Source organism: Streptomyces galbus (assembly GCF_005280195.1).
GTDB lineage: Bacteria > Actinomycetota > Actinomycetes > Streptomycetales > Streptomycetaceae > Streptomyces > Streptomyces galbus.
The window spans coordinates 511,075-531,549 of record NZ_SZPR01000010.1 but is presented as its reverse complement, the minus strand read 5'-3'; the positions used below and the strand labels follow the sequence as shown (position 1 = coordinate 531,549).

At 75.6% G+C, this 20,475-nt stretch carries 21 protein-coding genes; 14 read left to right on the top strand and 7 right to left on the bottom strand.

From position 1 onward, the window contains the following. The first annotated feature begins 33 nt into the window (after nucleotides 1-33). Nucleotides 34-879, top strand: coding sequence for a spermidine synthase (locus E4U92_RS10735; protein WP_137300074.1), 846 nt, complete (start codon nucleotides 34-36; stop codon nucleotides 877-879). On the opposite strand, the gene E4U92_RS10730 is transcribed toward E4U92_RS10735, so the two are convergent. Together E4U92_RS10730 and E4U92_RS10725 are read right to left on the bottom strand one after the other, a co-directional pair. Continuing rightward, a complete protein-coding gene (locus tag E4U92_RS10730) occupies nucleotides 841-2,220 on the bottom strand; it encodes an MFS transporter (protein ID WP_137300073.1) in 1,380 nt (459 codons plus the stop codon). The genes E4U92_RS10735 and E4U92_RS10730 overlap by 39 nt on opposite strands. Before the next feature lie 126 nt (nucleotides 2,221-2,346). Then, on the bottom strand, nucleotides 2,347-3,405 hold the full coding sequence (locus E4U92_RS10725; protein ID WP_137300072.1) for a DUF8017 domain-containing protein: 1,059 nt from the start codon (nucleotides 3,403-3,405) through the stop codon (nucleotides 2,347-2,349). Between the two features lie 158 nt (nucleotides 3,406-3,563). On the opposite strand from E4U92_RS10725, the gene E4U92_RS10720 reads away from it, so the two are divergent. The 3 genes from E4U92_RS10720 to E4U92_RS10710 all read left to right on the top strand — a co-directional run bounded on the left by E4U92_RS10720 (nucleotide 3,564) and on the right by E4U92_RS10710 (nucleotide 6,998). Continuing rightward, nucleotides 3,564-4,001 (top strand): DUF4442 domain-containing protein, encoded by a 438-nt coding sequence (locus tag E4U92_RS10720; RefSeq protein ID WP_137300156.1) that lies wholly within the window; start codon nucleotides 3,564-3,566, stop codon nucleotides 3,999-4,001. Nucleotides 4,002-4,236: 235 nt separating this feature from the next. Beyond that, complete coding sequence (locus E4U92_RS10715) at nucleotides 4,237-6,201, top strand: RICIN domain-containing protein (RefSeq protein ID WP_137300071.1); 1,965 nt, start codon at nucleotides 4,237-4,239, stop codon at nucleotides 6,199-6,201. Nucleotides 6,202-6,338: 137 nt separating this feature from the next. Further along, nucleotides 6,339-6,998: a DedA family protein gene (locus tag E4U92_RS10710; protein WP_137300070.1), complete on the top strand. Its 660-nt coding sequence runs from the start codon at nucleotides 6,339-6,341 to the stop codon at nucleotides 6,996-6,998. 28 nt (nucleotides 6,999-7,026) lie between these two features. On the opposite strand, the gene E4U92_RS10705 is transcribed toward E4U92_RS10710, so the two are convergent. Continuing rightward, entirely contained in the window at nucleotides 7,027-7,554 is a 528-nt protein-coding gene (locus tag E4U92_RS10705) for a gamma carbonic anhydrase family protein (RefSeq protein ID WP_137300069.1), read from the bottom strand. Between the two features lie 108 nt (nucleotides 7,555-7,662). Here E4U92_RS10705 and E4U92_RS10700 point away from each other — a divergent pair, with 108 nt between their 5' ends. Then, nucleotides 7,663-8,547, top strand: a complete 885-nt coding sequence (locus E4U92_RS10700) for an acyltransferase (RefSeq protein WP_229862377.1) — start codon at nucleotides 7,663-7,665, stop codon at nucleotides 8,545-8,547. Nucleotides 8,548-8,630: 83 nt separating this feature from the next. Here E4U92_RS10700 and E4U92_RS10695 read toward each other — a convergent pair whose 3' ends face one another. Then, nucleotides 8,631-9,488, bottom strand: a complete 858-nt coding sequence (locus tag E4U92_RS10695) for a DMT family transporter (protein WP_137300068.1) — start codon at nucleotides 9,486-9,488, stop codon at nucleotides 8,631-8,633. A 106-nt stretch (nucleotides 9,489-9,594) separates the two neighbouring features. Between E4U92_RS10695 and E4U92_RS10690 the strand changes: the two genes are divergently transcribed. Together E4U92_RS10690 and E4U92_RS10685 are read left to right on the top strand one after the other, a co-directional pair. Then, a complete protein-coding gene (locus tag E4U92_RS10690) occupies nucleotides 9,595-10,167 on the top strand; it encodes a helix-turn-helix domain-containing protein (protein WP_137300067.1) in 573 nt (190 codons plus the stop codon). A gap of 69 nt (nucleotides 10,168-10,236) precedes the next feature. Continuing rightward, nucleotides 10,237-10,797 (top strand): YbaK/EbsC family protein, encoded by a 561-nt coding sequence (locus E4U92_RS10685; RefSeq protein ID WP_137300066.1) that lies wholly within the window; start codon nucleotides 10,237-10,239, stop codon nucleotides 10,795-10,797. A gap of 32 nt (nucleotides 10,798-10,829) precedes the next feature. Here E4U92_RS10685 and E4U92_RS10680 read toward each other — a convergent pair whose 3' ends face one another. Further along, nucleotides 10,830-11,924 carry a cation diffusion facilitator family transporter gene (locus E4U92_RS10680; RefSeq protein WP_137300065.1) on the bottom strand — a complete coding sequence of 365 codons (1,095 nt, stop codon included), beginning with the start codon at nucleotides 11,922-11,924 and terminating at the stop codon, nucleotides 10,830-10,832. A gap of 64 nt (nucleotides 11,925-11,988) precedes the next feature. On the opposite strand from E4U92_RS10680, the gene E4U92_RS10675 reads away from it, so the two are divergent. Continuing rightward, entirely contained in the window at nucleotides 11,989-12,348 is a 360-nt protein-coding gene (locus E4U92_RS10675) for an ArsR/SmtB family transcription factor (RefSeq protein ID WP_137300064.1), read from the top strand. 16 nt (nucleotides 12,349-12,364) lie between these two features. On the opposite strand, the gene E4U92_RS10670 is transcribed toward E4U92_RS10675, so the two are convergent. Then, nucleotides 12,365-12,775, bottom strand: a complete 411-nt coding sequence (locus E4U92_RS10670) for a CoA-binding protein (RefSeq protein ID WP_137300063.1) — start codon at nucleotides 12,773-12,775, stop codon at nucleotides 12,365-12,367. A gap of 192 nt (nucleotides 12,776-12,967) precedes the next feature. Between E4U92_RS10670 and E4U92_RS10665 the strand changes: the two genes are divergently transcribed. The 5 genes from E4U92_RS10665 (at nucleotide 12,968) to E4U92_RS10645 (ending at nucleotide 19,294) form a co-directional block, all read left to right on the top strand. Beyond that, complete coding sequence (locus E4U92_RS10665; RefSeq protein WP_137300062.1) at nucleotides 12,968-13,750, top strand: hypothetical protein; 783 nt, start codon at nucleotides 12,968-12,970, stop codon at nucleotides 13,748-13,750. A gap of 57 nt (nucleotides 13,751-13,807) precedes the next feature. Then, entirely contained in the window at nucleotides 13,808-14,377 is a 570-nt protein-coding gene (locus E4U92_RS10660) for a SixA phosphatase family protein (protein ID WP_137300061.1), read from the top strand. 9 nt (nucleotides 14,378-14,386) lie between these two features. Next, complete coding sequence (locus tag E4U92_RS10655; protein WP_137300060.1) at nucleotides 14,387-15,013, top strand: YigZ family protein; 627 nt, start codon at nucleotides 14,387-14,389, stop codon at nucleotides 15,011-15,013. Between the two features lie 130 nt (nucleotides 15,014-15,143). After that, nucleotides 15,144-16,307, top strand: coding sequence for an exonuclease SbcCD subunit D (locus E4U92_RS10650; RefSeq protein WP_137300059.1), 1,164 nt, complete (start codon nucleotides 15,144-15,146; stop codon nucleotides 16,305-16,307). Continuing rightward, entirely contained in the window at nucleotides 16,304-19,294 is a 2,991-nt protein-coding gene (locus E4U92_RS10645) for an AAA family ATPase (protein ID WP_137300058.1), read from the top strand. Before E4U92_RS10650 ends, E4U92_RS10645 begins: the two co-directional genes overlap by 4 nt. A 10-nt stretch (nucleotides 19,295-19,304) precedes the next feature. Here E4U92_RS10645 and E4U92_RS10640 read toward each other — a convergent pair whose 3' ends face one another. Continuing rightward, nucleotides 19,305-19,751, bottom strand: coding sequence for an Lrp/AsnC family transcriptional regulator (locus E4U92_RS10640; RefSeq protein ID WP_137300057.1), 447 nt, complete (start codon nucleotides 19,749-19,751; stop codon nucleotides 19,305-19,307). Between the two features lie 169 nt (nucleotides 19,752-19,920). On the opposite strand from E4U92_RS10640, the gene E4U92_RS10635 reads away from it, so the two are divergent. Next, on the top strand, nucleotides 19,921-20,448 hold the full coding sequence (locus tag E4U92_RS10635; protein WP_137300056.1) for a rhodanese-like domain-containing protein: 528 nt from the start codon (nucleotides 19,921-19,923) through the stop codon (nucleotides 20,446-20,448). The last annotated feature ends 27 nt before the right edge of the window (nucleotides 20,449-20,475 follow it).

Genomic DNA, 20,475 nt, shown 5'->3' with positions numbered 1-20,475 from the left:
GGCCCGCGGACCCGGTCACCGCACAATGGAACGGTGACCGAGTCCCTCCCCGTCAGCCGCACCACCGACTTCGGCGTCGCCAAGCTCATGCCCGACGTCGACCGGGAGCGGGCCTGGCTGCTCACCGTCGACGGGGCGCCGCAGTCGTACGTCGACCTCGACGAGCCCACCCACCTGGAGTTCGAGTACGCCCGGCGGCTCGGCCACGTGCTCGACCTGGCCGCCGAGGAGGGCCGGCCGCTGGACGTGCTGCACCTCGGCGGGGGCGCCCTGACGCTGCCCCGCTACCTGGCGGCCACCCGGCCCGGCTCGCGGCAGGACGTCGTGGAAGCCGACCGGGGCCTGCTCGACCTGGTCGCCGACCACCTGCCGCTGCCCCCGGACGCGGCGATCGCCCTGCACACCGCCGACGCCCGGGCCTGGCTGGAGGCGGCCCCCGACGACAGTGCCGACGTGCTGGTCGCCGACGTCTTCGGCGGCTCCCGGGTGCCCGCCCACCTGACCTCGCTGGCCTACGCCCGCGAGGCCGAGCGCGTTCTGCGCGCCGACGGCGTCTACCTGGCGAACCTCGCCGACACGGCGCCCTTCGCCTTCCTGCGCTCCCAACTCGCGACGTTCGCCGCGCTCTTCGAGGAGCTGGTGCTCGTCGCCGAGCCGGCGGTGCTGCGCGGGCGGCGGTTCGGCAACGCGGTCCTCGTCGCCGCGCACCGCCCGTTCGACACGGCGGCGCTGGCCCGGCGCACCGCCGCGGACGCGTTCCCGGCACGGGTGGAGCACGGGCGGGGCGTCCGGCGGTTCACCGGCGACGCGCGGCCGGTGACGGACGAGGACGCCGTGCCGTCACCCCTGCCGCCCGAGGGCGCCTTCGGCATCGGCTGAAGGACCCCGGGCGGCGCGGAGCCGTTCCGCGTCCCGCGCGGCGCCCACCGGGGCGTCCGCCGCACCCGCCCGCACGGCCCGCTCCGTCCCCTGCTCCGTCACCCGTTTCGTACGTCGCTGGAGGGCGCGTACGTCCGGTACGCACAGCACGGCCGCGGTGACCACGACCACCAGGGCCGAGCAGCCCCACAGCGCCGCGCCGCGCCCGAACGCGCCCTCGGCCGGCCCGGCCAGCGCCGTGGCCAGCGGGACCAGGGCGACGGAGCCGAACCAGTCGTAGGCCGAGACCCGCGACAGCTTCTCCTCGGGGATCTCCTGGTGCAGGGCGGTCATCCAGGACACGCCGAACACCTCCACGGTCACCCCGGTCAGGAACATCACCGCGCACAGCGCCGCGACCGGCACCGGAACCGCCAGCGCCGCGGACGGCAGGGCCAGCGGGAAGACGCCCAGCGTGCCCGCGAGCAGCAGGCGGCGCGGCCGCCAGCGCGTCATCAGCAGCGCGCCCGCGACCGTGCCCGCGCCGAAGAACCCCAGCGCGAGGCCCCACGGGCCCGGCCCGCCGAGGTGCTCGTCGGCCACCAGGGGACCGTAGACGGCGTCGGCGGCCCCCACCACGGCGTTGGCGATCGAGAACTGCAGGACGACGCCCCACAGCCAGGGCCGGCCGCTGAACTCCCGCCAGCCCTCGCGCAGGTCGGTCAGCAGCCCGCCGCCCGGCACGCGCGCGGGGATGTGGGTCACGTCGAGGCCGGCGCGCAGGGCGCCGGCGACCGCGAAGGCCACGGCGTCCGCCGCGAGGACCCAGCCCGGTCCGACAACGGCGGCCAACGCCCCGCCGAGGGCCGCCCCGCCGAGCCCCGCGCCCTGCATCGCCATCCGGAACACGGCGAACGCCCGCCCGGCCTGCTCGCCCTCGACCGAGGACAGCAGCATGCCCTCGGCGGCGGGACCGAAGAACGCCTGGCCGGTGCCGCCGAGCGCGGCCAGCAGCATCATCTGCCACAGCCGCGGCTCGCCCAGCAGCACGAGACAGGCGAACGCGCCCTGCGAGACGCAGTTCAGCGCGTTGGCCGCGACCATCACCCGGTGGCGGGGGAGGCGGTCGGCGACCGCGCCGCCGATCAGCAGGAACAGCACCAGCGGCAGGGTCCGCGCGGCGGCCACCAGACCCACGTCGCCGCCGTCGCCGCCCGCCTGGAGCACGGCGAAGGCGGCGGCGACGAGCGCGCCCTGGCTGCCGAGGCTCGTCACGAACGCGGCGGCCGTCAGCAGGCTGTAGTTGCGGCCCGCCCAGGCGGGTCCGCGCAGGCGGCGGCGGGGGTCGGCGGCTGTGGTCACCGGCCGACTATCGCCGCCGCGACCCCGATGTGCCAAACCGAGGGCACGCCCTTAGCGCGGACCACGCGGGACGAGGCCGGCGGAGCCGCGCCGCGCCGCCGCCCCGGTCGGCTGCCGCCGTCCCGATCAGTTCTGCGTCGGCGTCCCGTGCAGCCGGACCGTGCTCAGGATCTTCATGATCGTCTCCTTGGGCACCTCGTCCTTGACGCCCTTGGCCGTGTACAGGTTCCAGGACACGTAGTCGCCGTTGGAGTTCTTGAAGCCGAAGGTGATCGCCTTGCCGTCGCTCGCGCACGTCCCCTTCTGCGGCGTGTTCGTCGACTGGGCCCAGGCGTAACTGCCCTGGACGCCGGAGGCGGTCGTGAAGGGCGTGGCCTTCTTGTCGAAGCTGAGGCTCTTCTTGTCGGGCTGCGTGTAGCCGCCGAAGACCCACCAGGCGGGCGTGTTGATCGCGATCTCGTCGGTGTTCTTCGCGCCCTGCGCGCCCTTGGTGCCGACCACGGCGAGCGCGGTGTCGTCGGTCTTGCCGTCCTTGTCGTCGTCCTCGGTGCACCACTTCGACTTGTACTTGGCGGTGCCGCCCATCAGGATCCGGCCGTAGCCGTCCTGCTCCTTCTTGTCCTCCCACTCGAAGCCGTAGCTGGTGCCGGGGTTCTGCACCTCCCAGTCGGCCGGCACGTCGAAGGCGGTGCCCCACTTGGGGTTCACGACGACCTTCCAGCCCGTGACGGTCGGCTTCTCCGTCTCGCCGTTGCGCGGGTTGTCGCCGGAGCCGGTGGTGGCCGTGTCGCTCGGCCCGGCGGTCGCCTTGGACGTCGGGGACGCGCTCCCGCCGCCCTTCGCCTCCGTGTCGTCGTCCTTGCCGCCCAGCACCAGGAAGGCGGTCACACCGGCCGCCACCACGACCGCGGTGGCGGCGACGATCGCCACGACCTTGGTGCGGTTGCCGCCTCCGCCTCCGCCGCCCGGCTGGGGCTGCGGTGCGAGCGGAACCGTCGGCGCGCCCCACTGCGGCTGCTGCGCGTACGGGTTGGGCTGCTGGAACCCGGGCTGCTGGTACGGATTGGGCTGCTGGTACCCCGACTGCTGGTAACCCGGCTGCTGGTACGGGTTGTCCTGCCCCTGCGGGGTGTTCTGTGCCTGCGGGTTCTGCTCTCCCCCGGGCTGCTGCTGTCCTGGCCACATGGTGCAGCACCCTAGTGCCGCCCGGGAAACGAATGGGTCACGGCCCCTCGTCAGTGCGGTGGCAGCCGTACGGCGATCACGGCGCACGGCGATCGCGGCACGCGTCTGGCGGTCGCACGCTACTCGTGGGTAACATCGCCGGTATGAGCGCAGACCAGATGTCCATCGGCGAGATGCTCGCCGCCACGGTGCCCATGGCCCGGACCCTGAACCTCGAGTTCCTGGAGACCGGCCCGGAGCGGGCCGTGGTCGCCCTGCCGGACCAGGGCGCGTTCCACAACCACGTGGGCGGCCCGCACGCCGGTGCGATGTTCACGCTCGGTGAGTCCGCGAGCGGCGCGATCGTCCTCGCCGCCTTCGGGGACCAGCTCGCGCGCGCCGTGCCGCTCGCCGTCCGCGCCGAGATCGCCTACAAGAAGCTGGCCATGGGCCCCGTCACCGCGACCGCGACGCTGGGCCGCCCGGCCGCCGAGGTCGTCGCCGCTCTCGACGCGGGCGAGCGGCCCGAGTTCCCCGTCGCGATCGAGATCCGCCGCGCCGACGGGGCGGTGACGGGGGAGATGACCGTGGTGTGGACGCTGCGCCCCAACGGCTGAGTGGGGGAGGGGGGCGAAGGTCCGGAAGTGCGCGGGGATCGGGAGGTTCTGTGTGTCATTCCCCTTTGTTCGCGCACAACTCGGCGGCCCTCTCGGGTGCATTGTCGAAAGCCGGTGCGGATACCGCCGGTAACTAAAGGGGAATTCCCGAGTATTGAACTCGGGCCGCTCGAACTCCTTGTTTCTTCTGAGGCGCTTGTGCGAAGGTGAGCCACCCTCGGAAGGAAAAGGTCCCGTGCCCTCCCCCCACCCGCCACGCCCGCCCTACCCCCCACGTCCGGGCCGGCCCCCGGGCGACTCCGACCGCGCACTCGCCGCCGAGATCGCGGCCGGGCGCCCCGCCCGGGCCGTCCCGCTGCTGCTCGCCCGGCACTGGCACCCGGCCCGCGACTACGCCGCCGTCTGCCTGGCCTCGGACGGCACCACCGCGGAACTCGTCGCCGCCACCGCCTTCCACCAGGTGCTCGGCCGCCTGGAACGCGGCCGGCCGGGCGGCGCGCTGCGGCCCCAGCTCCTCGTGGCCGTCCGCGACACCGTCCGGGAATGGGCGGGCGCCGAGGGCGTTCCCGCGGTCCTGCCCGAGGTGGGCCGGACCACCGGCGGCCGCGGACTGCGCGCCGCCCGGACCGGCACCCCGGAAAGACGGCAACTCGCCGAGCGCGCATTCCAGTCCCTTTCGCCCGCCGCGCAATGCCTGTTGTGGCACAGCGAGGTGGAGGCCGAGCCGATATCCGTACCGGCCGCCCTGCTGGGCGTGGACGGCATCACCGCGACCGCCGGTCTGGAACAGGCCCGCGAGCAATTCCGCGCGCTGTGCGTCCGCGCCCACCGGGACCTCGCTCCCACCCGGGAATGCCGTTTCCACAACCGCCTCGTCGACATCCCTCTGCGGCGCGGCGCCGGGCTCCTGCCCGACGTGCGCGCGCACCTCGCGGAGTGCCGTTACTGCCGGCACGCGGCCGAACAACTCAGCCACTTCGACGGCGCCCTGGACGTCCTGCTCGCCGAGACCGTGCTCGGCTGGGGCGCCCGCCGCTACCTCGACTCCCGCCCCGGCCGCGCCACGGCCCCCGGAACCCGGCGGCGCCGTACGTCCCCACGGGCGCCCCTGGGCCGGCACCGCAGCAACCCCGCCGCACCGCAGGCCGCCCAGGGCCGCGGCGGAAGGGGCGTGCTCCTGGGGGTCGGTCTGACCTCCCTCGCCCTGCTCGTCACGGCCCTCGTGGCCCGCGGCTGGGCCGACGACCACGGAGTGCCCGTACCGGGGGCCACCTGGGGCGCGCCCGTCGCCGGCACCACCGCGCCCACGGGCGCCTCGGGCGGCCGGCCCACCTCGGCCGACCCCGCGGGGCACCGCGCCGAGATCGCCCGCGGCAGGCTGCGCGTCCGGGGCGGCGGGCTGTGCCTCGACGTCGAGGACCGGCGGGTCCGGGCCGGCGCACGGGCGGTCCTCGCGGACTGCGCGGGCGGCGCCTCGCAGCAGTGGTCGTACGGGAGCGACGGCCTGCTGCGCAGCCTCGCCGCACCCGCCCTCTGCCTGACCGCCGACCCCGTGCGCCGGGACGTGACGCTCGACAGGTGCGTGACACCCGTCGGGGAGGTCGCCTACGACGTCACCGTGCGCGGCGAGGTGCTGCTGCGCCACGGGGACGGCCTGGTCGTCGCCCCGGCAGCGGGCGGTTCGGGCCGCGGGGTGGCTGTGCGGGAACGGGACGGCTCCGCAGGGCAGCGGTGGCAGTTCGACACGGCCCCCGGACCGACCGGCCCCGGCGACGGCCCGGCGCCGATACTGCCCGGACTCCCGTCCCTCAGCCCCACGTCCCCGTCGACCGGCGGTGCTCCCGTCCCGAACCCGCGCAGCGCGCCGCGCTCCGCGGCGCCTCCCGCCCGGCCGCACTCGGCGTCCCCACCGTCCCCACCGTCCTTCCGGCAGCCCGGCCGGGTCCCCGCTCCCCATGACGAGACGCGGGTCGCGCAGATCTCCTGCTGCCAGGACACCCCGCGGCCGGCCCCGGTGCCCGAGCCCGTGGGGTCGCCGGGAGCCGTCGGCGCCGTACTGAAACCGGTGCCCGGCCTGCAACTGCGTGCCGCGTCCGGCCTGCCACTGCGTGCGGCGTCCGGCACGGAACAGGGCTCGGCGTCCGGACTTCCGCAGCGTCCGCCGCCCGGTCCGGAACACAGGGCGCGCCTCGGACGTTGACTCTCCGGGCGGCGAAGGGCGCGGCCGCGGGCCGTGGCGGGTCCACCGCGACCCGGTAGGCTGCCCAGGGGCGTCGTCCGGGGGCACGGCTGCCCACGTCGACACCACGCACAGCGCAGGGAAACGGGAGGAACCGGGTGCACGTCCAGGAATGGCTCGACACGGTGCCCGCGGTCGCCGTCTACGCGGTCGTGGGGCTGGTCATCGGCCTGGAGAGCCTGGGCATCCCGCTGCCGGGCGAGATCATCCTGGTGTCGGCCGCCCTGATGGCCTCGCAGCACGGCGGCATCAACCCGTTCATCCTCGGCGCCTGCGCCACGGTCGGTGCCGTGGTCGGCGACTCCATCGGCTACGCCATCGGCCGCAAGGGCGGCCGGCCCCTGCTGGCCTGGCTGGGCCGCAAGTTCCCCCGGCACTTCGGTGAGGGACACGTCGCCACGGCCGAGCGGTCCTTCGAGAAGTGGGGCATGTGGGCCGTCTTCTTCGGCCGGTTCATCGCCCTGCTGCGCATCTTCGCCGGCCCGCTCGCGGGCGTCCTGCACATGCCGTACTGGAAGTTCCTCATCGCCAACGTGCTGGGCGGCATCGTCTGGGCCGGCGGTACGACGGCGGTCATCTACTCCGTGGGCGTCGTCGCCGAGTCCTGGCTGAAGCGCTTCTCGTGGCTGGGCCTGGTGCTCGCCGTGCTGATCGGCCTGACGTCGATGCTGGTGATCAAGCGCAAGGCGAAGAAGGCCCAGGCGACGACGGCGACCGAGCCGGCGACCGAGCCCGAGCCGGTGACCGCCGGCGAGTGACGGAACCGGCCGTCCCCGGGCCGGTCTCCTAGGCGTGGACCTCCTTGTGGGTCTTCGCCAGCTCCGCGTACATCGTGCCGTTCAGGGTCACGCCCTGGCGCTCCTCCTCGGTCAGCTCCCGCTTGACCTTCGCGGGCACGCCCGCGACCAGGGACCCCGGCGGCACCCGCATGCCCTGTGGGACCAGCGCCTGGGCCGCGACCAGCGAACCGGCGCCGATCACCGCGCCGTTCAGGACGGTCGCGCCCATGCCGACGAGGCAGTCGTCCTCCACGGTCGCCCCGTGCACCACGGCGTTGTGGCCGACCGACACGCGCTCCCCGACGGTCACCGGGAAGCCGGGGTCGGCGTGCAGGGTGCAGTTGTCCTGGATGTTGCTGTGCGCGCCGACGGAGATCCGCTCGACGTCGCCGCGCAGGACCGCGCCGTACCAGACGCTCGCCCCCGCCCCGAGCGTCACGTCGCCGATCACCGTGGACGTCGGCGCCACGAACGCCTCCGGGTCGATTCTCGGCTCCCGGCCCGCGATGCCCTTGATCAGCGGCTGGTCCGTCATCGTCGCCTCCTGCTGGTCGTCCTCCCCGGCACGGTAGCCCACCCGGTGGGGTGAAGATCACAGGCCCTCGGTCGGGTGGGGCCCGGACCCGCTGAGTACCGTGAGGTCGTGCCGAAGCAGAACACGTTCTCATCCTGGCGGGGCCGCCTCGCGCAGCGCGCCGTCCACGGTGCCTGGGCCTGGGCGCAGCGCACCGGCTCGGTCACGGCCGAGCGGCCCGGCCGCTTCCGCTTCGGCTCCCTGGGCACCGGCACGCGCCTGGCGTTCCCGCTGGGCACCGTCTTCGGCGAACCGTGGATCCACCTCGGCGCCCACTGCATCGTCGGCGAGCAGGTCACCCTCACGGCCGGGCTGATGCCCGACCTGGACCTCGGCCCGGACCCGATCCTGCGCATCGGCGACGGGGTCGTCCTCGGCCGCGGCAGCCACGTCATCGCGGACACCACGGTCACCATCGGCAGCGACTGCTACTTCGGGCCGTACGTCTACGTCACGTCCACCAACCACTCCTACGACGACCCCCACCAGCCCATCGGCAAGCAGTGGCCGCGCATGGAGCCCGTGGAGATCGGGCCCGGCTGTTGGATCGGCACCGGCGCGGTGATCCTGCCGGGCGCGCGGATCGGGCGGAACGTCGTGGTCGCCGCGGGTGCGGTGGTGCGCGGTCAGGTCCCCGACCACGCGGTGGTGGCGGGCGCCCCCGCCAAGGTCGTACGGCGCTGGACTCCGGCCGACGGCTGGCAGCCGCCGTTGCGCACGCCCGCGCCGGTGCCGATCCCGGACGGCGTCACCCCCGATCAGCTCGTCGCCCTCTCCGGTCTCGACGACGAGACGGTGGCCCGGCTCGCGGAGCTGGACGAGCACGGGCAGGGCGATGAGGACGGGGCCGAGGCCGACGAGGGGACGGGGGCCCGTGCGCGGGTGCTCGGCCCGGCCGCACCGGGCGGAGGGGAACCCGCGGCGAGGCTGGCGGCACTGGACAGCGACGGCTGAGCGGACGGCCGACGGACCCGTTCGATCCGCGTCAGCCCGCCGCCGGCAGCACGCATGCCGACGGCAGCACGGTGCCCACCCGCTCAGCCCGCCGCCAGCAGCACCGTGCCGACCAGGGCCAGCCCCGCGCCCGCCGCCTGGACGGCACGCAGGCGTTCCCGCAGGATGCCGCGGGCGGCCAGCGCGGTCACCACCGGGTAGAGCGAGGCGAGCACCGCGGCCACGGTGACCGGGCCGTGCTGGGCGGCGACCGTGTAGGTGCCGTTCGCCGCCACGTCGGCCAGGCCCACGAAGGCGAGCGGCGGCAGCGAGGCCCAGGGGAAGGTCCCGTCGGGGAGCGCGGACGCCCCGCGCCGCACGCTGACCGACAGCGCGGCACCGCCCACCGCCACGCTCACCAGCCGCTGCACGCACAGGGCGAGGAAGAGACCGGTGACGGACGTCGACGCCTCGGCGATCAGGACGAACACCGTGCCGAAGCCCAGCGCGGCGACCAGCGTGAGCAGCACGGCCGTGCGCTGCACCGCCGCCCCGCGCAGGTGCGGCCCGCCCGCCAGGGCGACGCCCGCCACGGCGACCGCGATGCCCGCGACCTGGACCAGTCCCGGCCGCTCGCCGAGGAACAGTCCGACGGACACCGGCACGGCCACGCTCAGGGTGGCCAGCGGGGAGACCACGCCCATCGGGCCGAGCGCGAGCGCCTTGTAGAAGGAGAGCAGGGCGACCGGTCCGGCCAGTCCCGCCGCCACGGCGAACCACAGGCGGGGCCCGGCCTCGCTCCACCCGCCGGTGGCGACCACGACCGCGCCGAGCACGACGGCCGCCGCGCCCTGGGAGAGCACGACCACCGTGAGCGCCGGGATGCGCCGGGTCAGCAGCCCGCCGCCGAAGTCGGCCAGACCCCAGAGCAGGCTGGTGGCCAGGGCGAAGAATGCTGTCACCGCTCGCCTCGCAGTACAGTTCGGTGCACGATCAGGTACACCACACCGTAGTGCACAGTGGTGAACCCTGTCATCCAGAATATTGGACTCCGGAATGGGATGAATCGTGTCGGACCTCGACCTGCTGACCCAGTCGCTGGCGCGCAACGTCAAGCACTGGCGCGCGGTGCGCGGCTTCACCCTGGACGTGCTGGCCGCGCGGGCCGGGGTCAGCCGCGGCATGCTCATCCAGATCGAGCAGGCCCGCACCAACCCGAGCCTCGGCACCGTCGTCAAGATCGGTGACGCGCTCGGCGTCAGCATCACCACGCTGCTCGACTACGAACAGGGGCCGAAGGTCCGCGTCGTCCCCGCCGACCAGACCGTACGGCTGTGGCACACCGACGCCGGCAGCTACAACCTGCTGCTCGCCGGCACCGAGGCGCCCGGCCCGCTGGAGATGTGGGAGTGGCGGCTGATGCCGGGCGAGGGCAGCTCCTCCGACCCGCACCCCACCGGCACGGCCGAGCTGGTGCACGTGATCGAGGGCGAGCTGACGCTGACCGTGGACGGCGTCGCGTACCGCGTCCCGGCCGGTGCGACCGCCTCCTTCGAGGCCAACACCGCGCACACCTACGGCAATACCGGGGACGTGCCGATGGTGATGGTCATGGCCGTCTCCGTCCCGCCCGTTCCCTGAGGCCAGGCCCCGGTTCCGGCCTTCGAGACGTCGGTCCGGCCACGCGGGAACGGCTGTTACCGTGCGCCCATGCGCGCACCGATCGGAGACTTCGACACCGCCACTCCCGCTCCCGACTGCCTCGACGAGCTGACCGCCCCGGTCGCCGACGCCGTACGCCGCTGGAGCGGCAGCGTCCCCGTCGAGCAGATCCTCTACGTGGAGACCGACCCGCAGTGGGCCGACACGGCCGTCTTCGTGGAGCACTACGGGCGCGAGCTGCTGGAGCAGTCCGCGAACTGCGTCGTCGTCGCCGGCAAGCGCGGCGGCGAGTCCACGCTCGCCGCCTGTCTGGCACTGTCCACCACGCGGGTCGACGTGAACGGCGTGGTGCGCCGCCATCTCGGGGCCCGCAAGGCGTCGTTCGCGCCGATGGACGTGGCGACCGGCGAGAGCGGCATGGAGTACGGCGGCATCACGCCCGTCGGGCTGCCCGAGGCGTGGCCCCTGCTGGTGGACCCGGCCGTCGTCGACCTGCCGTGGGTCCTGGTCGGCAGCGGACGCCGCCGCGGCAAGCTCCTCGTCCCCGGCAAGGTCCTCGCCGCGCTGCCCGGCGCGGTGGTGCTGGACGGACTCGGCACGCCGGTCTGAGGTCCGTTCCTCCGGTACCGTCCGGGGGCGTTCTAGGGGGTGTGGTGCGCCAAGGTGTGGTGGGGATCCCGCTCGCCCGGCACCGGCGCGGGGTCCGCGTGCACCAGGGCGGCCGTCAGGCGCGGTACCGCGTGCAGCAGGGCGTGTTCGGCGTCCACCGCGACCGCGTGCGCCTGACGCACCGTCACCTCGCCGTCCACCACGACCGCCACCTCGGCGCGCAGCCGGTGCCCGATCCAGCGCAGCCGCAGCTCGGCCACCTCCCGCACGCCGGGGACCTCCCGCAGGGCCTGCTCGGCGCGTTCCGTGAGCGCCGGGTCCACCGCGTCCATCACCCGCCGGACCACCTCGCGCGCCGCGTCCCGCAGCACCAGGGCGATCGCCGCCGTGATCGCCAACCCCACCAGCGGGTCGGCGAGTTGCCAGCCGAGCGCTGAGCCGCCCGCGCCCACCAGCACCGCGAGCGAGGTGAACCCGTCGGTGCGGGCGTGCAGTCCGTCGGCGACCAGCGCCGCCGAACCGATCTCCCGGCCCACCCGGATCCGGTGCCGGGCCACCCACTCGTTGCCCGCGAAGCCGACCAGCGCGGCCACCGCGACCGCCCCGACGTGCGCCACCGGGCGCGGGTCGAGGAGCCGTTCGACGGCCGTCCACCCGGCGAAGAGCGCCGACGCGGCGATCGTCAGCACGATCACGATCCCGGCCAGGTCCTCGGCCCGCCCGTAGCCGTAGGTGAAACGGCGCGTGGCCGCCCGCCGGCCCAGTACGAACGCGATGCCCAGCGGTAGGGCGGTCAGCGCGTCCGCTGCGTTGTGCACCGTGTCGCCGAGCAGCGCCACCGACCCGGACACCGCCACGACGGCGGCCTGCGCCAGCGCGGTCACGCCCAGCACGGCCAGCGAAACCCACAGCGCGCGCATCCCGCGGGCCGAGGACTCCAGCGCGGCGTCGACCTTGTCGGCCGTGTCGTGCGAGTGCGGGGTGAGCAGGTGCCGGAGGCGGTGGAGGGCGCCCGGCCGTGAGGAGGGACGCCCGTGCGGCTCGTGGTGGTGCGACCGGTGGTGCGGCCCGTGAGGGTGCCCGTGGTGTCCGCCGTCGCCGTGGCGATGGGTGGGGTGCTCGCTCACGTCCGTCCCCTTCCGGTGCGCGCCGTGGTGGCCGGCTTCCCGTCCACGGCGCCATTATGTGCGTATGAGCGCACACACGCACCCGTCAACCGCGTCGGATGCGCACCCACCCACTCCCGGCGAGGAGCACTTCGCCCTCGCCGCGGAGATCCTCGCCCTGCTCGGCGACCGCACCCGCCTCACCCTGCTGCACGCCCTGGCCGGGGGCGAGGCCGACGTCACGACGCTCACGGAGGTGTGCGGGGCGGCCCGGCCTGCGGTCAGCCAGCACCTGGCCCGGCTGCGGCTCGCGGGCCTGGTGAGCACGCGCAAGGAGGGGCGCCGGGTGGTGTACGCACTGCACGACGGACACCTGCGCAGGCTGGTCGACGAGGCACTGAACGTCGCCGACCACCGGCTCGGGGACAGTCCGGTGCACGACTAGGGGGGTGTCTCGTCGATCAGCCCAGCCGGGGGATCTCGATCGCCGGGCAGCGGTCCATGACCATGTCCAGGCCCGCGGCGCGGGTGCGCTCGTACGCCTCGTCGTCCACGACGCCGAGCTGGAACCACACCGCCTTCGCGCCCTTGGCGACCGCCTCGTCCGCGACGGCGCCTGCCAGCTCGCTGTTGACGAACACGTCGACGACGTCCACGTCGAAGGGGATGTCGGCGAGGGAGGCGTACCCCTGCTCGCCGTGGGCCGGCTCCGCCTTGGGGTGGACGGGCACGACCCGCTTGCCGTGGCGCTGGAGCACCTCGGCGACGCCGTAGGCGGCCCGTGAGCGGTTGGTGGACAGGCCGACCACGGCCCAGGTGTCGCCGAGGTCGGTGAGGATCTTGCGGACCGTCGCGTCGTCGTCGCGGTGCACGGCCGGCCTCCTGTCGGTCGTCGGGTGGACCACGGGCCCGCGGTGCGCGGCCCGTGGGGGGAAGAGATCTCTTCGCCCCTACCCGCTCAACCGTGCTCGAGCGGCCCTGATTCCGTCGGCTCGCGCCGGTGCACGTGTCCGGAACGCTCGCCCCCACCTGCGCGACGACGCCCGCGCGCCTACGCTCGGGCCGTGCTCCGCATCACTGACGCCCGCACCGGGCACCCCGTTCCCGCCGCCCCCGTCCGCCGCGGCCTGACCCGCGTCGAGGTCCACGCCCCGGGCCAGGGCGCCGACGCGCTGCGCGTGCTGCTCGTCGCCGACGTGCTCGTCCGGGCGCTGGAACTCGACGGGACACCCGTGTGGACGCTGCTCGCGGGGGACCACGAGCGGGCCGGCCTGCGCGCCGCCGCGGCGGCCCTCGGCATCCGCCCCTTCGAGGACACCGGGGGCGCCGGGGACGCCGCGGCAGGCCTCGGCGGGGCCCGGGCCCTGCACGTGGCACCGGCCGGCGCGGACGTACCGGACGGGGTCCTGGTGGAGGTGGCCGGTGTCGACGTGCCGGACGGGACGCCGGTAGGAGGGGCCGGTGTCGACGTGCAAGACGGGGCGCGGGCCGGAGTGGTCGACGGCGACGACCCCGCCACCCTGCGGCTCGCCCTGCTGTCCGGGCGCCGTGACGGGCCCGTCCGGCTCGACGCCGCGGCCCTCGGCGCGGCGGGCGACACCCTCGGGCGCTGGCGGCGGGCGGTGGCCGACTGGGCGCGGCTGCCCTCACGGCCGGTCCCCGAAGCGCTGCGCGGACGGCTGCGCGCGGCCTGGGAGGACGACCTGGACGTGCCGGAGGTGCTGCGTGTCCTGCGCGAGGTCGAGGAGGACCCGGACCTGCCGCCCGGCGCCCGCTTCGAGACGTACGCCTACGCCGACCGTCTCCTCGGGCTCGAACTCACCCGGGAGATCGGCACGCACGCGTGAGGACGCGGCACGCACGCGTGAGGACGCGGCACGCACGCGTGAGGGAGGGGGCCGTACGTGACCGGTGACCCGGGTGAGGGGCCCCTGCGGCGGCTGGTCGTGCTGCGGCACGCCAAGTCGGCCTGGCCCGAGGGCGTGCCCGACCACGAGCGGCCGCTCGCCCCCCGGGGACGGCGCGACGCCCCCGCGGCGGGACGTGCCCTGGCCGGCGCCGGCTGCCTGCCGGACCTCGCCCTGTGCTCCACCGCGCGGCGGGCCCGCGCGACGTGGGAGCTGGCCTCGGCGCAGTGGGGCAGCCCGCCGCCGGTCCGCTACGACGAGCGCCTGTACGCGGCCGGCGTCCCCGCGCTGCTGCGGGTGGTGCACGAGGCCCCGCCGGAGGTGGAGACCCTGCTCCTGGTCGGCCACAACCCGGGCCTGGAGGACCTGGTCCACGCCCTCGCCGGTGACGCCCTCGACGACACGCTGCCCAGGATCCGCGCCGAGTTCCCCACCTCGGCGCTCGCGGTGCTGACCCGGCCCGCCCCCACCTGGCGGTCCCTGGCGCCGGGCACGGCCCTGCTGACCTGGACGGCCGTGCCGCGCGGCGGGAAGGGCGGGGCGGGGGAGGGCGGGGGCACCGCATAGGCTGGTCCGATGCAGGACCAGTACCGCACGGTCGCCCACGCGGGCGTGCACGAGACCGAGGTGAACCGTTCGCGCTTCCTGTGCGCGCTCGCCCCCGCCGCCACCGAGCGGGAGGCGCAGGAGTTCGTCGCCGCGGTCCGCAAGGAGCATCCGGACGCCAACCACAACTGCTGGGCCTACGTCATCGGCGCCCACGCGTCGGTGCAGAAGGCGAGCGACGACGGCGAACCGGGCGGCACCGCGGGCGTGCCCATGCTGCAGATGCTGCTGCGCCGTGACATGCGGTACGTCGTCGCCGTGGTCACCCGGTACTTCGGCGGGGTCAAGCTGGGCGCGGGCGGCCTGATCCGTGCCTACGGCGGCGCCGTCGGCGAGGCCGTCGACGCGCTCGGCACCGTCACCCGCCGGCGCTTCCGGCTGGCCACCGTCACCGTCGACCACCAGCGCGCCGGGAAGGTGCAGAACGACCTGCGCGCCACCGGCCGCGCCGTGCGGGACGTGCGCTACGGCGAGGCCGTGACCATCGAGATCGGCCTGCCCGACGCGGACGTGGACGCCTTCCGTGCCTGGCTCGCCGACGCGACCGCCGGGACGGCCCGCCTCGACCTGGGCGGGGAGGCGTACGGGGACGCCTGAACGGACAGGTCGGACAAACCGTCTTGATGGGGCGAACCAGGCTCAACCGGCCCGGTGGTCACCGGTGATGACGGTCCGAAACGGGAGTAACCACCCGTGCTGTCAGACCCGGCCGTTAGTCTCGGGGATCATGAGGCTGCTGCACACTTCTGACTGGCATCTCGGCCGGGCGTTCCACCGGGTGAACCTGCTCGGGGCCCAGGCCGAGTTCATCGGTCACCTCGTCGCGACCGCGCGCGAGCGCGAGGTCGACGCGGTGGTCGTGTCGGGAGACGTGTACGACCGCGCCGTCCCGCCGCTCGCCGCGGTCGAGCTGTTCGACGACGCCCTGCACCGCCTCGCGGACCTCGGTGTGCCCACGGTGATGATCTCCGGCAACCACGACTCGGCCCGCCGCCTCGGCGTGGGCGCGGGCCTCATCGACCGCGCCGGCATCCACCTGCGCACCGACCCCGCCGCGGCCGGCACCCCCGTGGTGCTCGCCGACGCCCACGGCGACGTCGCCTTCTACGGCCTGCCCTACCTCGAACCCGCCCTGGTCAAGGACGAGTTCGGCGTCGAACGGCCGAGCCACGAGGCGGTGCTCGCCGCCGCCATGGACCGGGTGCGCGCCGACCTCGCCGCCCGCGCCCCCGGCACCCGCTCCGTCGTCCTCGCCCACGCCTTCGTCACCGGCGGCGAGGCCAGCGACAGCGAACGGGACATCACCGTCGGCGGCGTGGCGTCCGTCCCCGCCGGGGTCTTCGACGGCGTGGACTACGTGGCGCTGGGCCACCTGCACGGCTGCCAGACGCTCACCGAGCGCGTGCGCTACTCCGGCTCCCCGCTCGCGTACTCCTTCTCCGAGGCCGACCACCGCAAGAGCATGTGGCTGGTCGACCTGGCCGCCGACGGCGCGGTCACCGCCGAGCGCGTCGACTGCCCGGTGCCGCGCCCGCTGGCCCGGCTGCGCGGGACGCTGGAGGACCTGCTCGCCGACCCCGGCCTGGCGCGCCACGAGGACGCGTGGGTCGAGGCGACCCTCACCGACGCCGTGCGCCCGGCCGACCCCATGGCCCGCCTCACCGAGCGCTTCCCGCACGCCCTCAGCCTCGCCTTCGCCCCGGAGCGCGCCCCCGACGACCCCGGCGGCAGCTACGCCGGCCGCCTCGCCGACCGCGACGACCAGCAGGTCGCCGAGGACTTCGTCGCCCACGTCCGCGGCAGCGGACCCGACGACGACGAACGCGCGGTGCTGCGCGAGGCGTTCGACGCCGTGCGCGCGGACACGGCCGTGCGGGAGGTGGCCCGGTGAGACTCCACCGCCTCGACCTGACCGCCTTCGGGCCCTTCGGGGCCGCCCAGAGCGTCGACTTCGCCGAGCTGTCCGCCGCCGGGCTCTTCCTGCTGCACGGCCCCACCGGCGCCGGCAAGACCTCCGTGCTCGACGCCGTGTGCTACGCGCTGTACGGCTCGGTGCCCGGCGCCCGCCAGAGCGGCCAGGGGCTCGCCCTGCGCAGCGACCACGCCGCCCCCGGCACCCGCACCGAGGTCACCCTCGACCTGACCGTCGCCGGACGCCGGCTGGAGATCACCCGGCAGCCGCCCTGGGAGCGCCCCAAGAAGCGCGGCACCGGCACCACCCTCGACAAGGCCCAGACCTGGCTGCGCGAGTACGACCCGGTGGCCGGCGCCTGGAAGGACCTCAGCCGCTCCCACCAGGAGGTCGCCGAGGAGATCACCCAGCTCCTCGGCATGAGCCGCGAGCAGTTCTGCCAGGTCGTCCTGTTGCCGCAGGGCGACTTCGCGCGGTTCCTGCGCGCCGACGCCGAGGCCCGCGGACGCCTCCTCGGCCGCCTGTTCGACACCCAGCGCTTCGCCGAGGTGGAGAAGCGCCTCGCCGAGCGCCGCCGCACCACCGAGGCACGCGTGCGGGAGGGCGACGCCGACCTCCTCGCCGACGCGCACCGCATGCAGCAGGCGGCCGGCCACGCCATGGAGCTGCCCGACCTCGCGCCCGGCGAACCCGGCCTGGCCGAGGCCGTGCTGACCGCCGCCGCGATCGCCCGCAGCACCGCGCGCGAGCAGCTCACCGTCGCCCACTGCGGGCGCCTGGCCGCCGAGTCCGCCCAGGCCGCCGCCGAGCGGGAGCTGGCCGAGGCCCGCGAACTGGCCCGGCTGCAACGCCGGTTCGGCGAGGCGCGGGAGCGGGCCGCCCGGCTCCAGGACCGCGCGGGCGCCCACGAGGAGGCGCAGGAGCGCATGCGGCGGGCCCGCAAGGCGGAGGCGGTGGCCCCGGCGCTGGAGCTGCGCCAGGCCGCCGACGCGGAGCACCGCCGCGCCGCCGAGGCGGACGCCCGCGCGCGGGCCCGGCTGCCCGAACGGTTCGCGGACGCGGGCGCCGCCGGGCTCGCCGCCGCCGCCCGCCGGGCCGCCGAGGAGCTGGGCGCACTGGAGGCGGCCCGCCGCGCCGAGCGCCGGCTCGCCGACCTGTCCGCCGAGCGCGCCGACCTGGAGCGGCAGGAGCGGGCCGACCAGGAGGTCGTGGAGGAGGCGGACGCCTGGCTCGCCGGGTGGGAGGAGACCCGGGCCGCCCTCCAGGACCGGATCGCGGTCGCCCAGGAGGCGGCGACCCGGGCCGAGCAGCACGCCGCCCAGCGCGAGCCCGCACAGCGGCGCCTGGCCGCCGCCCGGCTGCGCGACCAGCTCGCCCGCGACACCGAGGACACCGCCGCGCGGGAGCGCCACGCGCGGGAGCGGGTGCTGGAGGCCAAGGAGCACTGGCTCCGGGTGCGGGAGCTCCGGCTCAACGGCATCGCCGCCGAGCTCGCCGCCCGCCTGCAGGACGGCGAGCCCTGCGCGGTCTGCGGCGCGACCGAACACCCCGCCCCCGCCCGCAAGGACGCCGGACACGTCGACCGGGAGGCCGAGGAGCAGGCGCTCGCCGCCCACCAAGAGGCCGAGGCCGCGCACGACGAGGCCGAGCAGCACCTCTCCACCGTCCAGCGCGCGCTGGCCGCCGCCGAGGCCGAGGCGGGCGACGAGCCCACCGACCGGCTGGCGTCCGCCGTCGAGGAACTGCAGTCGCGGTACGCCCGGGCCCGGGACGCGGCCGCCGACCTGCACACCGCGAGCGAGGAGCTGCGCCGCGCCGAGCAGGAGCGCGAACGGCGCACCGCACTGCGGCAGGAGGCGGCCGTGCGCTCCGCGTCCCGCGGCTCCCGGCGCGAGGCGCTCGACGAGGAGCGCACGGCCCTGGAGTCCGAGCTGGCCCAGGCCCGCGGCGACGCGGAGAGCGTGGCCGCCCGGGCCGCGCACCTGGAGCGCCGGGCGGCACGGCTCACCGAGGCCGCTGACGCCGCCCGGGCCGCGGAGGAGGCCGCCGAGCGCCTCAAGGCCGCCGACGGCCGCCTCGACGAGGCGGCCTTCCGGGCCGGGTTCGACACCCCGCAGGCCGCCGCCGACGCCCTCCTCGACGACGCCGCCCACCGCGAGCTGCAACGCCGCCTGGACGCCTGGCAGGCCGAGGAGGCCGCGGTGCGGGCCGTGCTCGCCGAGGCCGACACCACGGCCGCCGCCCAGCGCCCGCCCGCCGACCTCGCCGCGGCCGAGGACGCCGCCCGGGCCGCCGGCGAGCGGCTGCGCCGGGCCGCCTCCGCCCAGGACGCCGCCGCCCGCCGCTGCGCCGAGCTCGACCGCCTGTCCGCGCGCGCGGCGACCGGTGCGCAGCGGCTGGCGCCGCTGCGCGAGGAGTACGACCGGGTGGCCCGCCTGGCCGGGCTCACCGCGGGCACCTCCGCCGACAACGAGCGGAAGATGCGGCTGGAGTCGTACGTCCTCGCCGCCCGCCTGGAGCAGGTGGCGGCCGCCGCCACCGCGCGGCTGCACCGCATGTCGGCGGGCCGCTACACGCTCGTCCACTCCGACGACCGCACCGGCCGCGGCCGCAGCGGCCTGGGACTGCACGTGGTGGACGCCTGGACCGGGCGGGAGCGGGACACCGCCACCCTGTCCGGCGGGGAGACGTTCTTCGTGTCCCTCGCCCTCGCGCTGGGCCTCGCCGACGTGGTCACCGACGAGGCGGGCGGGGTGCGGCTGGACACGCTGTTCATCGACGAGGGGTTCGGCAGCCTCGACGACCAGACGCTGGACGACGTGCTCGACGTCCTCGACGCGCTGCGCGAACGCGACCGCAGCGTCGGCATCGTCAGCCACGTGGCCGACCTGCGGCGCCGGGTCCACGCCCAGCTCGAGGTGGTCAAGGGACGCACGGGTTCGGTGCTGCGCCAGCGCGGTCGTTGACCCGGCGCGGTCACTGGCCGATCGCGCGCCGGGGCAGGGGCGAGGAGTAGACGACGCTGGTCGTCACCGACCCCAGGGCGCCGATCTTCCCGGACACCTCCTCCAGGTGGCGCATCGAGCGGGTGGCGACCTTGATGACGAAGCAGTCGTCGCCCGTGACGTGGTGCGCCTCCAGGATCTCCGGCGTGACGGCGACCAGGTCGTGGAAGGGCTTGTAGTTGCCGTGGGGGTAGCGCAGCCGTACGAACGCCAGGATGGGCAGGCCGATCCGCTCAGGGTCGACGACCGCCGCGTACCCCTGGACGACGCCGGCCTCCTCCAGCCGCCGCACCCGCTCGGTGACCGCGCTCGCGGACATGGACACCGCGCGCGCCAGGTCGGCGAAGCTGACCCGTCCGTCGCGCTGGAGGACGTCGAGGATGCGCCAGTCGGTGGCGTCCGGGGAATACGCGGTCATGCGCCAGGAATAGCAGGGGAATCCACGGCGGATCAAGGCGTGGGCCGGGGGACGTGCCTTCCTGGCGGCCGCCGCGAACCGTAGATTTCCGGTCATCGGCCACCACCCCCGCGACCGGCGGCCGACCTCGACGCCCGGCCCCCGGCCCCTCCCCGACGAAGGACTCGCCATGACCGCCTCCTCCGCCTCCTCCGCCCTCGCCCCCCTCGCCCCCATCTCTGGAGTCCCCGCGACCGACCACCCCGTGCTGCGCGTGCCCCCGGCCGCGCCCGCCGAGGCCGCCGCCCACTTCCGGGCGATGCTCGCCTTCCACGCCGACGTCTCCGACGTGGCCGCCGCCCTCGCCGCCGACGGCGACCCCGGCTTCGTCGTCCTCGACTCCCGCTCCACCCAGGCGTGGGAGCAGGGCCACGTCCCCGGCGCCGTCCACCTGCCCACCGCGCTCATCGCCGAACAGGCGGAACAGGTGCTCGACCGGTCGGTGCCGGTCGTGACGTACTGCTGGGGCCCCGGCTGCAACGGCGCCACGCGCGCCGCCCTCGCCCTCGCCGAACGCGGCTTCCACGTCAAGGAGATGCTCGGCGGCTTCGAGTACTGGGTGCGCGAGGGCTTCGCCTACGAGACCTGGCAGGGCGACGAGCAGCGCCCCGCCGACCCGCTGACCGCGCCGGTGGGCGCCGACGACTGCGGATGCTGAACCGGACCGCCCCCGCCCGCAACCGCG

What these genes read in the sequence shown, in the direction of transcription:
- E4U92_RS10705 (WP_137300069.1), bottom strand. Translation starts at nt 7,554, where the DNA reads ATGACGGACCAGCCGCTGATCAAGGGCATCGCGGGCCGGGAGCCGAGA.
- E4U92_RS10685 (WP_137300066.1), top strand. Translation starts at nt 10,237, where the DNA reads ATGCGCGCACCGATCGGAGACTTCGACACCGCCACTCCCGCTCCCGAC.
- E4U92_RS10650 (WP_137300059.1), top strand. Translation starts at nt 15,144, where the DNA reads ATGAGGCTGCTGCACACTTCTGACTGGCATCTCGGCCGGGCGTTCCAC.
- E4U92_RS10635 (WP_137300056.1), top strand. Translation starts at nt 19,921, where the DNA reads ATGACCGCCTCCTCCGCCTCCTCCGCCCTCGCCCCCCTCGCCCCCATC.
- E4U92_RS10720 (WP_137300156.1), top strand. Translation starts at nt 3,564, where the DNA reads ATGTCCATCGGCGAGATGCTCGCCGCCACGGTGCCCATGGCCCGGACC.
- E4U92_RS10675 (WP_137300064.1), top strand. Translation starts at nt 11,989, where the DNA reads ATGAGCGCACACACGCACCCGTCAACCGCGTCGGATGCGCACCCACCC.
- E4U92_RS10655 (WP_137300060.1), top strand. Translation starts at nt 14,387, where the DNA reads ATGCAGGACCAGTACCGCACGGTCGCCCACGCGGGCGTGCACGAGACC.
- E4U92_RS10725 (WP_137300072.1), bottom strand. Translation starts at nt 3,405, where the DNA reads ATGTGGCCAGGACAGCAGCAGCCCGGGGGAGAGCAGAACCCGCAGGCA.
- E4U92_RS10640 (WP_137300057.1), bottom strand. Translation starts at nt 19,751, where the DNA reads ATGACCGCGTATTCCCCGGACGCCACCGACTGGCGCATCCTCGACGTC.